The following is a 14,042-nucleotide window of genomic DNA, read 5'->3' as shown; positions in this document are numbered from 1 at the left end:
CCCCGGAACCTCAGCAGGTTCCGGGGCCTTCGCGTACGTATGGGCACGCGCGTATGGACACGCACGTACGGGTAACGGGTACGCGCCGTGTCAGATCTCCGCGTCAGATCTCGTACGACGCCCGGGGCGCCGCCAGTTCCACCGGTCCCTGGTACACGGCACGGGCGTCCGCCAGGTTGATCTGGGGGTCCGTCCACGGGGGGATGTGGGTGAGGACCAGTCGGCGGGCTCCGGCGCGGGTGGCCGTCTCGCCGGCCTCACGGCCGTTGAGGTGGAGATCCGGGATGTTCTCCTTGCCGTAGGTGAACGCGGCCTCGCACAGGAACAGATCCGTGTCGCGGGCCAGTTCGTCCAGGGCCTGACTCACGCCCGTGTCGCCCGAGTACGTGAGCGACCTGCCGCCGTGCTCGACGCGGATGGCGTACGCCTCCACCGGGTGGCGCACGAGTTCCGTGTGGACGGTGAAGGGGCCGATCTCGAACGTGCCCGGCTTCACCGTGTGGAAGTCGAAGACCTCGCTCATCGAGGAGGCCGAAGGAGTGTCGGCGTAGGCGGTGGTCAGGCGCTGTTCGGTGCCCTCGGGGCCGTAGACCGGGATCGGTTCGCAGCGGCCGCCGTCGTGGCGGTAGTAGCGCGCGACGAAGTACCCGAGCATGTCGATGCAGTGGTCGGCGTGCAGATGACTGAGGAAGATCGCGTCGAGGTCGTAGAGACCGCAGTGGCGCTGCAGCTCGCCCAGGGCGCCATTGCCCATGTCGAGAAGCAGCCGGAAGCCGTCGGCCTCGACGAGGTAGCTCGAGCAGGCCGATTCCGCGGACGGGAACGACCCCGAGCAGCCGACGACGGTGAGCTTCATAGAGCTGGAACCTCCGCGTGGCAGTGAAGTGCAGAAGGCAGGAACGAGAGCGGTGACGGGGGTCGTGCGGTCCGTCGAGCGTAAGGCGCAAAAGGGCGGGTCGCTCCTCCGCCAGGGGCCGTTGTGGGCGAACTCACCTGTGGTGTCACCGGTTCGGCTGGAACCTGGGCGCGTGCGGCGCACGGTAGGGCGCACGTGAGTTACGAAGGGCGGGCAGCGAGACGAACGCGCCGGTACCGTCATCCATATGGACACGTCCTGGTGGCTGGCGCTGGCGGCCGTGGTGCTGCTCGCACTGGTCGCGACGCTGGTGGACGGCTGGGGGCGCGGGCATCGCCGCCGCCGTACGGCCACGCGTCCCGCGGGGCGTCCGCGGGTGCATCCGCGGCCGGCCGAGATCTGGTGGGCGAGCGTGCCCCACGAGGACCGGCCGGGCGGCAAGGAGCGGCCGTGTCTGGTGCTCACGGTGCGCGGGGACAGCGCCACCGTCGCCAGGATCACCAGCAGGTACCACGACGAGCGGGCGGGCGTGATCCCGCTGCCGCCGGGCACGGTGGCCGACGCCCATGGGCGGCCGAGCTTCCTGGAGACCGACGAACTGCGGGACGTACCGCTGTGGGACTTCCGGCGGCGGGTGGGCGTGGTGGACCCCGCGTTGTGGGACCAGGTGCGGTACCTGGCCGGATGATGATGTACGTGAACTGCGTCATGGCTTCGTCACCGTCACTGTGACCGTCCACTGCTGGATACCCAGGCACGACTTCTGGCCGGGCCGCTTGGCGCACAGGGGGCGGGTCGCGGTGAGCCGTGCCGTTCCGGGCGCGACCGCGTCGTACGCGGCGACGGCGTCGCCCGGCTGGATGACGATGCCGGCGTTGGTGGCCTTCAGCGCATTGCCCGTGGCGGACACGGTGGTCCAGGGCCGGTCCTTGGTGCCGTCCAGCGTGAGGCGGATCTGCCCGCCCGTGGTCAGACAGACCGTGCGACCGGTGTCCGCCGCGGTGAGCTGGGCCTCGGCCGTGCAGCCCGTGGCGGGCGTCGTGGCGGACGGCGCTCCGGACGGCGGCACGGACGGTGACGCCGAGGCCGGGGCGGACGGCGTCCCGGACGGGGAGACGGACTGCGACGGCGGCGCCGACGGCGACACTGCGCTGCTGCCGGCCGACTTTCCGTCGCTCTGGGTGCCACAGCCCGCGAGGAGGAGCGCCGCTGCCGCGACGGCGACGACGGTGGTCCGGTGGAGCGTCGTACGGCGCATGGGACGGCCGCCTTTCTGTGCCTTGTTCCGAGTCCTGGTTCCCGGGTCCTTCGCCCTGGTGCGGATGTGACGTTTCTCCAGCGCATCAGGATCCCTACCGGACCGCAACGGGGCCCCGGCCGAAGTACCCGGCCGGGGCCCCTTCCGCATGGGTGCGTCAGCTGGTCGTCACGGCCGTGTCGTCGATGACGAAGCTGGTCTGCAGCGAGGAGTCCTCCACGCCGCTGAACTTCAGGGTGACCGTGGACCCCGCGAACGAGGACAGGTCGAAGGACTTCTGCACGTAGCCGGAGGCGGCGTTGACGTTCGAGTACGTCGCCAGGGTCGTCGAACCGGCGGTCACCGTGAGCTTGTCGTACGCGGTGCTGCCGGTCTCCGCCGTGTCGATGTGCAGGTAGAAGGTGAAGGTGGCCTTGCAGCCGGACGGGATCGTCACCGACTGGGACAGCGTGTCGGTGTGCGAGGAGCCGTAGCCGTCGAGCCAGGCGTAGTAGGAACCGCCGTGCGCCGACTCACCGCTGTCGTTGGTGATGACACCGCTGGAGGCGCTCCAGGTGGTGTTGCCCGACTCGAAGCCCGGGTTGCCCAGCAGCTGCGCCGAGGAGCAGGTGCCGCCGCCGGAGGAGCTGACCGTCCAGGTGAAGGAGGCCGAGCCGGAGGCGCCCGTGCTGTCCTTCGCGGTGACCGTGGTGCTGTAGGTGCCCGCGGTGGACGCGGTGCCGGAGATCAGGCCGGTCGAGCTGTTGATCGACAGGCCGGTCGGCAGGCCGGACGCGCTGTAGGTGAGGGTCGCCCCCGCGCTGTCGGAAGCCGAGATCTGCAGGCTGACCGAGCTGCCGGTGGTGGTGGACTGGCTGCCCGGGTTGGTGACGGTCACGGTGTTGCCGGTGCTGCTGCCGGAGGCGAAGGCCGTGGTGCCGTTGGGGGTGCCCCAGCCGGTCGGGCCGTCGTAGCCGGTGGTGGCGGTGCAGAAGTACGACGGGGAGCAGCTGCCGTTGTTGCCGCTGGTGACGTCGTACAGGTTCGAGGTGTGGGAGTACGGGTACTTCGCCGGGTAGTCGCTGGAGCCCGGGGTGCCCGCGAGGGCGTAGACGCCGGCGATGATCGGGGCGGAGGCGCTGGTGCCGCCGACGACCCCCCAGCCGGAGCCGCCGTAGGTGTCGTATACCGCGACGCCCGTGGCGGGGTCGGCGACCGCGGAGACGTCGGCCTCCATGCGCTTGGAGCAGCCCGTGTCGGTCTGCCAGCTGGGCTTGGGGTCGTAGGCGGAGCAGCCGGAGCCGGTGCCCTCGGTGCTGCTGGTCTTCCACACGGACTCGGTCCAGCCGCGGGAGTTGGAGGACGTCGAGAGCGCGGTGCCGCCGACGGCGGTCACGTACTGGGACGTGGCCGGGTACTCGGCGCCGTAGGCGGAGTCACCCGCGGAGACGGTGATGGCCACGCCCGGGTGCTTGAAGTACGAGGTGTCCTCGCTGGTCTGGGAGGAGGACTCGGAGCCGCCCCAGCTGTTGGAGACGAACTTGGCGCCCAGCGCGACCGCTTCGTTCTCGGCCGTGCCGAGGTCGGAGTCGGTGGCGGAGTTGGCCTCGACGAGGATGATGTTGCAGTTGGGGCAGACGGCGCTGACCATGTCGACGTCGAGCGCCTCTTCACCGGCCCAGCCGCTGTCGTTCGTGGGCAGCGAGGTGGTGGAACCGGTCTGGCTGACCTGCTTGAAGCAGCCGTTGGCCTTGGTGCACGACGACAGGCCGTACGTCGAGCGGTAGGTGGCCAGGTCCGACTCGGCGTTGGGGTCGTTGTAGGCGTCGACGATGGCGACCGTGAGGCCGGACCCGCCGGTCGAGGGCAGGTTGTAGGCGCTGTGCAGGTTGGCCGGGCTGAGGCCGGAGGGCGCGGCGGCCGCCATCGCGGAGGCGAGCCGCTGCTTGATGTCGGTGCGCCGCTGGGCGAAGCAGGACGCGTGGCCGGGGGTGGGGGCGCCGCACAGGTGCTGGGTCGGCACCTTCTGGCCCGCCTTGCCCGTCGCGTGGACGGTCTGTGCCGCGGGGTTCGCCAGGGCCCTGGCGTTCTGGGTGACGCGCGTGGGCTGCGAGGACTGAGCCGTGGCGGGCTGGGCACCGGCGGCCGGGGCCGCCATGAGACCGGCGACGGTGAGGGCGAGAGCGGGGAACGCGGCGGTCAGAAGTCTTCGCACGCTTCTGTGCCGCCTGCTCGGGCGTGACTCACGCATGGGGGTGCTGCCTCCATCGGTTTGAGGCCGGCGTCGCGCAGCCCGGGTAGGGCCGTGCACGGCGCCACTGCCGGGAACTGGGGATTCCTGAAGCTGAGTGGCAGGCCTGTGACGCGCGTAGCGGCGGTGGAGCGCGCAGACATGAGCATGACACTTCGAGCACCCTGAGATGCCAATGAAGGTGACATGACAGGACGGGCAGAACGTAACCGGGTTCGGAGGCGAACGGTTCACTCAGAAGGAGATCTTTGCCGCTCCATAAGCGGCACTTAGCACACCCATAGCCGGCGATTGGCGTGTTGATGAGAGGCGGGGCCCAGGGGCAGCGCCCCTGGGCCCCGCTGTGTCACTCCCCTACGCCCAGAGCTGCCCCTGCAGCGTCTCGATCGCCGCTTCCGTGGTGGCCGCCGTGTAGACGCCCGTCGACAGGTACTTCCAGCCGCCGTCGGCCACGATGAAGACGATGTCGGCGCTCTCGCCCGCCTTGACGGCCTTCTTGCCGACGCCGATCGCGGCGTGCAGGGCCGCGCCCGTGGAGATACCGGCGAAGATGCCCTCCTGTTGGAGGAGTTCGCGGGTACGGGCCACCGCGTCCGCGGACCCGACCGAGAAGCGGGTGGTGAGGACCGAGGCGTCGTACAGCTCCGGTACGAAGCCCTCGTCGAGGTTCCTGAGGCCGTACACCAGGTCGTCGTAGCGCGGTTCCGCCGCCACGATCCTCACGTCCGGCTTGTTCTCGCGCAGATAGCGGCCCACGCCCATCAGCGTGCCGGTGGTGCCCAGTCCGGCCACGAAGTGTGTGATGGACGGGAGGTCGGCGAGGATCTCGGGCCCGGTCGTCGCGTAGTGCGCGCCCGCGTTGTCCGGGTTGCCGTACTGGTAGAGCATCACCCAGTCCGGATGTTCGGCCGCCAGTTCCTTGGCCATGCGTACGGCGGTGTTGGAACCGCCCGCGGCCGGGCTGGCGATGATCTCGGCGCCCCACATGCCCAGCAGGTCCCGGCGCTCCTGCGAGGTGTTCTCCGGCATCACGCACACCATGCGGTAGCCCTTGAGCTTCGCCGCCATGGCCAGGGAGATGCCCGTGTTGCCGGACGTGGGCTCCAGGATCGTGCAGCCGGGGGTGAGCCGGCCGTCCTTCTCCGCCTGCTCGATCATGTGCAGCGCGGGGCGGTCCTTGACCGAGCCGGTCGGGTTGCGGTCCTCCAGCTTGGCCCAGATACGGACCTCGGGCGACGGCGAGAGCCGCGGCAGGCGCACCAGGGGGGTGTTACCGACCGCGGCCAGCGGGGAGTCGTACCGCATAGGGATCAGGCCATGCCGCCGGCCACGGCCGGCAGGATCGTCACGTTGTCGCCGTCGGCGACCTTGGTGCTGATGCCGTCGAGGAAGCGGACGTCCTCGTCGTTCAGGTAGACGTTCACGAAGCGGCGCAGTTCGCCGCCGTCCACGATGCGGGCCTGGATGCCCGCGTGGCGGGTCTCGAGGTCGGCGAACAGCTCGGCGAGGGTCTCCCCACTGCCCTCGACGGCCTTCTGACCATCGGTGTACTGGCGGAGGATGGTGGGGATGCGGACCTCGATGGCCATGGCTTTGGGCTCCTGTCGGGAGAAGTCAGGTCGGTGGCGCGCGGCAGCGCGGGAAACAGTGAGTACGCCGGGTGCGAAGCCGCGGCTCACGGCCGTACGGCGGCAGGGCAGCGTCAACAGATGGCGCTGTTCAGCCTGCACAGGTCGACGTGCAGCCGCGCCACGAGCAGTGCGCCCGGCGTCTTCTTGCTCACGTCGTCGAAAACCATGGGGTCATCGTATCGATTCCCCCCTCGGTGCCCGGAGTGTGATCTCGCATGGTGGATGAATTCTGTCCGAACTGCGGTATCAGTAGCTCTCCACCACCTTGACCTCCTCCTCCGTCACCTCGCCCTCCACGATCCGGAACGAGCGGAACTGGAACGGGCCCGCGTCGTCGGTGTCGGCGGTCGAGACCAGGACGTAGTGGGCGCCCGGCTCGTTGGCGTACGAGATGTCCGTGCGGGAGGGGTACGCCTCGGTCGCGGTGTGGGAGTGGTAGATCACCACTGGGTCCTCGTCGCGGTCGTCCAGCTCGCGGTAGAGCTTGAGCAGGTCGCCGGAGTCGAACTCGTAGAACGTGGGCGAGCGGGCGGCGTTCAGCATCGGGATGAAGCGCTCGGGACGGTCCGAACCGGCCGGGCCCGCGACCACGCCGCACGCCTCGTCGGGGTGGTCCTGGCGCGCGTGCGCGACGATCTGGTCGACGAGGGCCTGGGTGATGGTCAGCATGACGGTCAGGATAAGCAGAAGGGCCGTCCCGTACCGAGGGGTGGTACGGGACGGCCCACATGGTGAGCTGTGAGGGCTCAGCCGACCTTCTCGAACTCCGGCTCGCGCCGCTCGGCGGCCTGCGGGTTGCGGGCCTTGATGACCGCCCAGCCGATGCCGAGCGCCGCGGCCCACCCGGCCATCACGTACAGGCAGACGCGGGAGTCGGCGTCGTACGCGATCAGACCGGTGACGAAGAGCAGGAACACGATGGCGATCCAGCTGCACACCGCGCCGCCCGGCGCCGGGAAGGAGGAGGCGGGCAGACGGCCCGCGTCGACGGCACGACGGTAGAGGACATGGCTGACCAGGATCATCAGCCAGGTCCAGATGCCGGCCGCGGTGGCCACCGAGGTGACGTAGCCGAAGGCCTTCTCCGGGACGATGTAGTTCAGGACCACGCCGATGCCCATGAAGGCGACCGAGACGGTGATGCCGAGGGCCGGGGTCTTCGACGCGGACAGCCTGCCGAACGCCTTCGGGGCCTCGCCGTTGTCCGCGAGGGTGCGCAGCATACGGCCGGTGGAGTACATCCCCGAGTTGCAGGAGGACAGGGCCGCGGTCAGCACCACGAAGTTGACGATGCCGGCGCCGGCCGGGATGCCGATCACCGCGAACGCCTTGACGAACGGGCTCACGCCGGCCGCGAACGCGGTCCACTTCACCACGCAGAGGATGACGGTGAGGGCGCCGACGTAGAAGAGCGCGATGCGCCAGGGCAGGGTGTTGATCGCCTTGGGGAGGGTCTTCTCGGGGTTCTCCGACTCACCGGCCGTCACACCGACCAGCTCGACCGCGAGGTAGGCGAACATGACGCCCTGCAGGGTCATCAGCGAGGAGCCGATGCCCTTGGGGAAGAAGCCGTCGAACTGCCAGAGGTTGGAGACCGAGGCGGTGTCACCGGCGGAGCTGAAGCCGAAGGTGAGCACGCCGAGACCGATCACGATCATGCCGATGAGCGCGGTGACCTTGACCATCGAGAACCAGAACTCGATCTCGCCGAACAGCTTCACCGAGATCAGGTTGGCCACGAAGAGGACCACCAGGAAGACCAGCGCCGTCACCCACTGCGGGACGGACGGGAACCAGTAGTGGACGTAGATCGCGGCGGCCGTCAGCTCGGCCATGCCGGTCACCACCCACATCAGCCAGTACGTCCAGCCGGTGAAGTAGCCGAAGAACGGGCCGAGGAACTCGCGGGAGTACTCCGCGAAGGAGCCCGAGACCGGGCGGTACAGGAGCAGCTCGCCGAGCGCCCGCATGATGAAGAAGACGATCGCGCCCGCGAGGGCGTACATCAGGATCAGGCTGGGCCCGGCCTTGGCGATGTTCGCCCCGGCACCCAGGAAAAGGCCGACGCCGATGGCGCCGCCGATCGCGATCATCTGTACCTGGCGGCTGCCGAGCCCGCGCTCGTACCCCTCCTCGGGGGCGTCGCCGCTCACGACTCCACTGCGGTCGTGCTCGTCGTACTGCTTGCCGACCTGCGATGAGGTCATGTGTGGTGCGCCTTTCTCCATGCCGATCCGAGCCAGTCCCATGGCTTCGGATCGGTTTCCGATCCCCCCGGATAGGTGGAGCTGGGCCGGCTTCGCGGGCCTGCCCGTGCCTGGCCGGCGGTTGCCGGCTCGGTGGCGCACCCGACCGGACATGGGTGGTGTCCCGTCGGGCGGTCGTGAAGATTTATCACGGCCGCAACATGGATCGGCCGCACGCCATGTGACGCACGACACTGGAAGAACCGGACAAAGAGCCACCCGAACGGGCATAGGAGGCCACGACGGTGACGCGATCGTTATCCGGATTTGAGCGTCCTCTGAGCGAACACCTGGTTACGGTCGAGTAACGCCCGACTGCCGCATATCAGGGCAAAAGGGTGGTGACGAGTGTCTCCTGGAGACCGCCGAGCCACAGGTACGCCATCACCATCGGCTTGCGCGGGTCCTCGTCCGGCAGCTGGTAGAGATGGTCGGTGTCGTCCTCGTCGGCGACCTCGAGGCGCGAACCGATCGCCAGACGCAGGTCGTTCAGGGCGCCGAGCCACTGCTTGGCCTCGCCCTGCGACAGCTTGAGGACACCGCCCTCCGCGCTCGCCGAGGTCAGCGAGTCCAGCGAGCGGATCACCCTGAGGGCGTTCTCACGCTTGCCGGCGCGCAGATCGTTCTCCGTGAAGCGACGGAACTCGGCGGAGTGCGTGCGCCACTCCTCGGCCTCCTGGGGCGAGACGGGCTCACCGCCGGGGCCGCCGTACGCGTCCGGGAACAGACGGCGCAGCACCGGATCGGCGGGCGGCTCGCTCGGGCCCTCTGCGAACAGCTCGGCGAGCGGGTCCTCGGGGGCGTTCTCGGCCGGGCCCGGCCCGATGAGCTCCAGTAGCTGGACGGCCAGCGACCGGATGATGGAGATCTCGACGTCGTCGAGTGCGACGGCCGCGCCGCCGCCGGGGATCGGTTCGAAGTGTCCTGGCATCAGGGAGATCGTTACTTCCGGTCCTGCTGGAGGGTGGCCCACAATCCGTAGCCGTGCATGGCCTGCACGTCGCGTTCCATCTCCTCGCGACTGCCGCTGGAGACCACGGCCCGGCCCTTGTGGTGGACGTCGAGCATGAGCTTGGTGGCCTTGTCCTTGGTGTAGCCGAAGTACGTCTGGAAGACGTACGTCACATAGCTCATGAGGTTGACCGGGTCGTTGTGGACGATCGTCACCCACGGAACATCGGGTTCGGGTACGGCGAACTGTTCCTCCGCCGACTCGGTCTTTTCGATCTCTAGGGGTGCGGGAGCCGTCACACGGCCCATGCTGCCATCACAACGGGGGGCTCGCACAAACGGACACCACCGCGACACCCATAAATCGTCAGACTGACGAGATGGGAGTACCATCGTTCGCCATGCTGCATACCTCGGGGGACAACCCCCGAACCCCCGGCAGACACCAGGGGTACCGAGACAGTCACGTGCAAGGAGAGCTTTGGTGGGCGTAGCGGACCTTGGGCTGCCGGAAATCGAAGGGCGCGAAGCGCTTCCGCAGAAGGGCGGTGGTGGGAGACGGGTGGGCGTTCCCTCGACGGCGCTCTTCACCGACCACTACGAGCTGACGATGCTGCAGGCCGCCCTCAAGGCGGGCACCGCCGAGCGGCACTCCGTCTTCGAGGTCTTCACCCGACGGCTGCCTGACGGCCGCCGTTATGGAGTCGTGGCCGGCACCGGGCGTGTCCTGGACGCGGTCGAGAACTTCCGCTTCGACTCGGATGTCCTCGGCTTCCTGCGGGAGCGCGGGATCGTCAACCAGGAAACCCTGGAGTGGCTCGCCGCGTACCGCTTCGGCGGCGACGTCTGGGGCTATCCGGAGGGGGAGGTGTACTTCCCGGGCTCGCCGATCATGCGGGTCGAGGGCTCCTTCGCGGAGTGCGTGCTCCTGGAGACCGTGATCCTGTCCATCCTCAACCACGACTCCGCCGTCGCGGCCGCCGCCTCCCGGATGGCGTCCGCCGCCGGGGAGAGGCCGCTGATCGAGATGGGCGCCCGGCGCACCCACGAGCTGGCCGCCGTGGCCGCCTCGCGCGCCGCGTACGTCGGCGGCTTCGCGACCACCTCCGACCTGGCCGCCGGCTTCCGGTACGGCATCCCGACGGTCGGGACGTCCGCCCACGCCTTCACCCTGCTGCACGACAGCGAACAGGACGCCTTCCGGGCCCAGGTCGACTCGCTGGGCCGGGGCACCACGCTGCTCGTGGACACCTATGACGTCACCGAGGCCGTCCGGCTGGCCGTCGAGGTCACCGGACCCGAGCTGGGCGCCGTACGCATCGACTCCGGCGACCTGCTGCTGGTCGCGCACCGGGTGCGGCAGCAGCTCGACGAGCTGGGCGCGACCAGGACGAAGATCATCGTGACCTCGGACCTGGACGAGTACGCCATCGCCTCGCTGCGGGCGGCGCCCGTGGACGCGTACGGCGTCGGCACCCAGCTGGTGACGGGTTCCGGCCATCCGACCTGCTCGATGGTCTACAAGCTGGTCGCCCGCGCCGAGTCGGCGGACCCCAAGGCTCCGCTGGTACCCGTGGCGAAGAAGTCGACCGGCGGCAAGACGTCCGTCGGCGGGCGCAAGTGGGCGGCGCGGCGGGTCGACGAGCACGGGGTGGCGGAGGCCGAGGTGATCGGCACCGGACCGGTGCCGGACGAGCTGGCGGACCGACAGCTGCTGGTCCAGCTCATCAAGGGCGGCCAGGTCATGGCCCGAGAGCCGCTGGATGTCGTACGCGACCGGCACGCGGCCGCCCGCGCGAATCTGCCGCTGTCGGCGACACAGCTCTCCCGCGGGGAACCGGTACTTGCGACCGAGTACGTGTAGCACCTCTGTACGACCATGGGAGTAAGGGCGTGGTGTGGCTTCGGCCCCGCTCATCCGTGCGCGCATGAACGGTCGGTCGGCGGGAATGCAACGGCAGCGCACCCGCGCACCCGACCGACCTCCCCATGCCCTCTCCCGCCCGACCTGAGAAGTCTCTAGGCTCGGTAGTTCATGTAGTTCATACGGACGGCCGGGCCCGCACCCTCCACACCGAACCGCTGCCAAGCCGAAGGACACCGACCATGCGCCGCGCCTTGATCGTCGTAGACGTACAGAACGACTTCTGTGAAGGTGGCAGCCTCGCGGTGGCCGGAGGTGCCGATGTGGCCGCCGCCATCACCGAGCTGATCGGACAGGCCCCCGCCGGGTACCGCCATGTCGTCGCCACCCGCGACCACCATGTCGCGCCCGGTGGACACTTCGCCGACAACCCCGACTACGTCCACTCGTGGCCCGCGCACTGTGTGGCGGGCACGGAGGGGGTGGGCTTCCACCCGAACTTCGCTCCGGCGGTCACCTCCGGTGCGATCGACGCCGTGTTCGACAAGGGTGCGTACGCGGCGGCGTACAGCGGCTTCGAGGGGGTCGACGAAAACGGGGTGTCTCTGGGCGACTGGCTGCGTGCCCGGGGGATCGACGAGGTGGACGTGGTGGGGATAGCGACGGACCACTGCGTGCGTGCCACCGCGCTGGACGCCGCGCGACAGGGCTTCCGGACCCAGGTTCTGCTCGACCTGACCGCCGGCGTGACCGCGGAGACCACCGAGCGGGCGCTGGAGGAGCTGCGGGAGGCCGGGGTGGAGCTGTCCGGAAAGCCGGTGGTGTCGTAGCCGGTCCCCGACCGCGCCCGCTATGCCTGCGCCGTCGGCCTCCTCAGCAGGGCCCTGATCGGGTGCCACAGCTCCTGGGAGAGCTCCTGGTTCGCGCTGTCGGGGGCCGTGCGCCATATCAGGCCGTCGGGGTGGTGGAGGACCGCCGTGATCTCGTCGGGGGTGGGCGGGGCCGCGTTGCCGCGCAGGTACACCGCCCGCAGGCCCAGGTTCCGCAGCCGCGTCAGCGCCCGGGCGCGGTTCTGGGCCAGGACGAGCACCCGGACGAACCCGCTGCCCGAACCCGGACTCGGCAGGTTCAGTGCCACCACCACACTGCCGTTCGGCAGCTTGCAGAAACCTCCTGCGGCCATGCGCGTCATCCCCCCCGTGAGACCTGGTGTCAATAAGAGAGCCACAGGACGCACCTAAACACGATCGGCCGCGACCCGCCAGAGGGTTGCGGCCGATCATGCTCTGACCTGCGAAAACAGTGTTCAGTTTGTGAGCAGTGCCACTACGGGCATGATCACCCCGGGGGCTACTGCTTCGACGGCAGCACCGCCACCGTCAGTACGCTGCCGCCCGGCTACTGCCACAGGAGCTCGTCGAAGACCCGGACGCCCGGCCGGCTCTTGATCTTCGCGGCCACGCCGTTGTTGTGCAGCGTGATCGCGTCCGTCGGCTCCAGGGAGAACGTGGAGCCGAAGGCCTGGATGCGGTTGCGCGTGTACGTCCCGTCCGCCCACTTCAGCGGCGTGGCGTTCGCGTCGACCGGCAGGATCAGACCCTCACCCGGGTGACGGCATGTGACCGGAGGTTTGAGCGAAAAGACGGATCTTGACTTGAGTAGGCCAAGTGCATTAATAGAACTGGAGCTTCGCTATACGAACGGCATAGTCGCCCGTCAACCGGCGCGCACGACCGTCCAGTTGGTGGACTGTATGACTCCGTGCGCCCCCTATGCATCAGCACCGTGGGTTAGGTCACGCTTACCAGCCGTTCCGCTCGGGCATGCAGGCGAATAGAGTCGATAGGCGAAGCGCCGGAATGACGACGGATTGCCCTGTCGACACCGTTGTCACCCCGCGATTCTTAGTTACACCCCAAGTGCCCCACAATCGTCCACAGTTGTCCGCATCCTCCCCCATCGCGAGAGGCACCGGGGGGAGACCCCCACCCCGAGGGAATAGCCATGCCTCGTCCGACTGCCGCACAGCTCGCCTACGGTTCCTGCACCGTGATCTTCTCCACCCTCGCCATGCTGCTGCTGTCACAGACGAGTTCGGGCCTGGGGATCGCCGTGATCGCCCTTGCGGCGCTCGCACTCGGACTGCTCGTCGCCGTGACGGTCCCCTTGCCGAAGTCCGCGTCGGCCGCTGCCGCGCGGCCCGCCGACCGGCAGCATGCTCCGGCCGGGCGCCCGACGGCGTCCGTCGGATCCGCCGTGCCCGCCGAGTCCGTACACGAACCGGCGAACCCCTGAACCGGGCGTGCACGCACAGCACTTCACAGGCGCCACACGCACAACCTCACAACGCGTACGTATGAACGGGCGGGCCCCTGATGCAGGGGCCCGCCCGTTCATACGTACGCCGCCGCCTTTCGTCCATCGCCCTGGGCCGGCTCCCTCACGTCGTGGTGCTGACCTCCACCGTCTTGGCCGCCTTGTCGTGCAGGCCCTGCTTGTAGGGCTTGTCGAAGAAGCTCCAGCCGCCGCAGATCGCGGTCCAGATGCAGGCGCAGCAGAACGCGAACGGGAGCCACAGCACCAGCGCGCGGATCAGTGAGGTCTGCACGGAGGGGGTGGAGCCGTCCTCCAGGTTGGCCACCCGCATGTTCAGGAGCTTCTTGCCGAACGTCTGCCCCGATCTGCTGATCATGATGGTGTCGTAGGCCGTGTAGAGCACGGCGGCGATGACGGACTGGCCGACGGACCTGCTGTAGTCGATGTTGTTGGCGTCGACGTTGTACTCGTTGACGTGGAACGCCAAGGACAGCAGCCAGACGACCACCCCGACGACGATCATGTCGATGATGCGCGCGAGCACACGCTTGCCGCTGTCGGCGAGCGGGGGCATTCCGGCAAGGGGGTCCGTGCCGCCGTACGGGCCGTACGGGCCTCCGCCGCCGTAGGGCGGGGGCGGGCCGTAAGGGCCCCCGCCGCCGGGTGGCGGGGCGCCGGGCGGGGGCTCAC

16 protein-coding genes and 1 pseudogene are annotated in these 14,042 nt (G+C 69.1%); 4 read left to right on the top strand and 13 right to left on the bottom strand.

The window, feature by feature from the left end:
• Positions 1-103: 103 nt before the first annotated feature.
• Positions 104-856 (bottom strand): MBL fold metallo-hydrolase, encoded by a 753-nt coding sequence (locus ABT186_RS37760; RefSeq protein WP_351231013.1) that lies wholly within the window; start codon positions 854-856, stop codon positions 104-106.
• 247 nt (positions 857-1,103) lie between these two features.
• On the opposite strand from ABT186_RS37760, the gene ABT186_RS37755 reads away from it, so the two are divergent.
• Positions 1,104-1,544 (top strand): type II toxin-antitoxin system PemK/MazF family toxin, encoded by a 441-nt coding sequence (locus tag ABT186_RS37755; RefSeq protein WP_351928940.1) that lies wholly within the window; start codon positions 1,104-1,106, stop codon positions 1,542-1,544.
• An 18-nt stretch (positions 1,545-1,562) separates the two neighbouring features.
• Here ABT186_RS37755 and ABT186_RS37750 read toward each other — a convergent pair whose 3' ends face one another.
• The 9 genes from ABT186_RS37750 to clpS all read right to left on the bottom strand — a co-directional run bounded on the left by ABT186_RS37750 (position 1,563) and on the right by clpS (position 9,481).
• Positions 1,563-2,114 carry a hypothetical protein gene (locus ABT186_RS37750; RefSeq protein ID WP_351231017.1) on the bottom strand — a complete coding sequence of 184 codons (552 nt, stop codon included), beginning with the start codon at positions 2,112-2,114 and terminating at the stop codon, positions 1,563-1,565.
• Between the two features lie 157 nt (positions 2,115-2,271).
• On the bottom strand, positions 2,272-4,344 hold the full coding sequence (locus ABT186_RS37745; protein WP_351231019.1) for a putative Ig domain-containing protein: 2,073 nt from the start codon (positions 4,342-4,344) through the stop codon (positions 2,272-2,274).
• A gap of 354 nt (positions 4,345-4,698) precedes the next feature.
• Positions 4,699-5,649 (bottom strand): PLP-dependent cysteine synthase family protein, encoded by a 951-nt coding sequence (locus tag ABT186_RS37740; RefSeq protein WP_351233048.1) that lies wholly within the window; start codon positions 5,647-5,649, stop codon positions 4,699-4,701.
• 5 nt (positions 5,650-5,654) lie between these two features.
• Entirely contained in the window at positions 5,655-5,933 is a 279-nt protein-coding gene (locus tag ABT186_RS37735) for a MoaD/ThiS family protein (protein WP_351233046.1), read from the bottom strand.
• 113 nt (positions 5,934-6,046) lie between these two features.
• A complete protein-coding gene (locus ABT186_RS37730) occupies positions 6,047-6,142 on the bottom strand; it encodes a putative leader peptide (protein WP_351233044.1) in 96 nt (31 codons plus the stop codon).
• A 79-nt stretch (positions 6,143-6,221) separates the two neighbouring features.
• Positions 6,222-6,644: a M67 family metallopeptidase gene (locus ABT186_RS37725; protein ID WP_351233042.1), complete on the bottom strand. Its 423-nt coding sequence runs from the start codon at positions 6,642-6,644 to the stop codon at positions 6,222-6,224.
• A 77-nt stretch (positions 6,645-6,721) separates the two neighbouring features.
• Complete coding sequence (locus tag ABT186_RS37720; RefSeq protein ID WP_351233040.1) at positions 6,722-8,182, bottom strand: amino acid permease; 1,461 nt, start codon at positions 8,180-8,182, stop codon at positions 6,722-6,724.
• A gap of 364 nt (positions 8,183-8,546) precedes the next feature.
• Complete coding sequence (locus tag ABT186_RS37715; RefSeq protein ID WP_351233038.1) at positions 8,547-9,152, bottom strand: DUF2017 domain-containing protein; 606 nt, start codon at positions 9,150-9,152, stop codon at positions 8,547-8,549.
• An 11-nt stretch (positions 9,153-9,163) separates the two neighbouring features.
• Positions 9,164-9,481 carry an ATP-dependent Clp protease adapter ClpS gene (gene clpS / locus ABT186_RS37710; RefSeq protein WP_351233036.1) on the bottom strand — a complete coding sequence of 106 codons (318 nt, stop codon included), beginning with the start codon at positions 9,479-9,481 and terminating at the stop codon, positions 9,164-9,166.
• Between the two features lie 175 nt (positions 9,482-9,656).
• Here clpS and ABT186_RS37705 point away from each other — a divergent pair, with 175 nt between their 5' ends.
• A complete protein-coding gene (locus ABT186_RS37705; protein WP_502973452.1) occupies positions 9,657-11,036 on the top strand; it encodes a nicotinate phosphoribosyltransferase in 1,380 nt (459 codons plus the stop codon).
• Positions 11,037-11,278: 242 nt separating this feature from the next.
• Positions 11,279-11,866, top strand: coding sequence for an isochorismatase family protein (locus ABT186_RS37700; protein WP_351233034.1), 588 nt, complete (start codon positions 11,279-11,281; stop codon positions 11,864-11,866).
• Positions 11,867-11,886: 20 nt separating this feature from the next.
• Here the strand turns inward: ABT186_RS37700 and ABT186_RS37695 are convergent, their stop codons facing one another.
• Positions 11,887-12,219: a hypothetical protein gene (locus ABT186_RS37695; protein WP_351233032.1), complete on the bottom strand. Its 333-nt coding sequence runs from the start codon at positions 12,217-12,219 to the stop codon at positions 11,887-11,889.
• 230 nt (positions 12,220-12,449) lie between these two features.
• Positions 12,450-12,656: pseudogene (locus ABT186_RS37690) on the bottom strand (hypothetical protein); the annotation flags it as partial.
• Positions 12,657-13,040: 384 nt separating this feature from the next.
• Between ABT186_RS37690 and ABT186_RS37685 the strand changes: the two are divergent.
• Positions 13,041-13,331 (top strand): hypothetical protein, encoded by a 291-nt coding sequence (locus ABT186_RS37685; RefSeq protein ID WP_351233030.1) that lies wholly within the window; start codon positions 13,041-13,043, stop codon positions 13,329-13,331.
• 145 nt (positions 13,332-13,476) lie between these two features.
• On the opposite strand, the gene ABT186_RS37680 is transcribed toward ABT186_RS37685, so the two are convergent.
• A partial coding sequence (locus ABT186_RS37680; RefSeq protein ID WP_351928938.1) for an RDD family protein occupies positions 13,477-14,042 on the bottom strand: 566 nt, incomplete at its 5' end.

It is taken from the genome of Streptomyces sp. NPDC001634 (genome assembly GCF_040298185.1).
Lineage (GTDB): Bacteria > Actinomycetota > Actinomycetes > Streptomycetales > Streptomycetaceae > Streptomyces.
The sequence above is the reverse complement of the archived record's forward strand: the minus strand, read 5'-3'. Positions and strand labels throughout refer to the sequence as shown.

Excerpts from the sequence above, each read along its gene's own strand:
- ABT186_RS37760 (WP_351231013.1), bottom strand. The coding sequence starts at position 856 with ATGAAGCTCACCGTCGTCGGCTGCTCGGGGTCGTTCCCGTCCGCGGAA.
- ABT186_RS37755 (WP_351928940.1), top strand. The coding sequence starts at position 1,104 with ATGGACACGTCCTGGTGGCTGGCGCTGGCGGCCGTGGTGCTGCTCGCA.
- ABT186_RS37750 (WP_351231017.1), bottom strand. The coding sequence starts at position 2,114 with ATGCGCCGTACGACGCTCCACCGGACCACCGTCGTCGCCGTCGCGGCA.
- ABT186_RS37745 (WP_351231019.1), bottom strand. The coding sequence starts at position 4,344 with ATGCGTGAGTCACGCCCGAGCAGGCGGCACAGAAGCGTGCGAAGACTT.
- ABT186_RS37740 (WP_351233048.1), bottom strand. The coding sequence starts at position 5,649 with ATGCGGTACGACTCCCCGCTGGCCGCGGTCGGTAACACCCCCCTGGTG.
- ABT186_RS37735 (WP_351233046.1), bottom strand. The coding sequence starts at position 5,933 with ATGGCCATCGAGGTCCGCATCCCCACCATCCTCCGCCAGTACACCGAT.
- ABT186_RS37730 (WP_351233044.1), bottom strand. The coding sequence starts at position 6,142 with ATGGTTTTCGACGACGTGAGCAAGAAGACGCCGGGCGCACTGCTCGTG.
- ABT186_RS37725 (WP_351233042.1), bottom strand. The coding sequence starts at position 6,644 with ATGCTGACCATCACCCAGGCCCTCGTCGACCAGATCGTCGCGCACGCG.
- ABT186_RS37720 (WP_351233040.1), bottom strand. The coding sequence starts at position 8,182 with ATGACCTCATCGCAGGTCGGCAAGCAGTACGACGAGCACGACCGCAGT.
- ABT186_RS37715 (WP_351233038.1), bottom strand. The coding sequence starts at position 9,152 with ATGCCAGGACACTTCGAACCGATCCCCGGCGGCGGCGCGGCCGTCGCA.
- clpS (WP_351233036.1), bottom strand. The coding sequence starts at position 9,481 with ATGGGCCGTGTGACGGCTCCCGCACCCCTAGAGATCGAAAAGACCGAG.
- ABT186_RS37700 (WP_351233034.1), top strand. The coding sequence starts at position 11,279 with ATGCGCCGCGCCTTGATCGTCGTAGACGTACAGAACGACTTCTGTGAA.
- ABT186_RS37695 (WP_351233032.1), bottom strand. The coding sequence starts at position 12,219 with ATGGCCGCAGGAGGTTTCTGCAAGCTGCCGAACGGCAGTGTGGTGGTG.
- ABT186_RS37685 (WP_351233030.1), top strand. The coding sequence starts at position 13,041 with ATGCCTCGTCCGACTGCCGCACAGCTCGCCTACGGTTCCTGCACCGTG.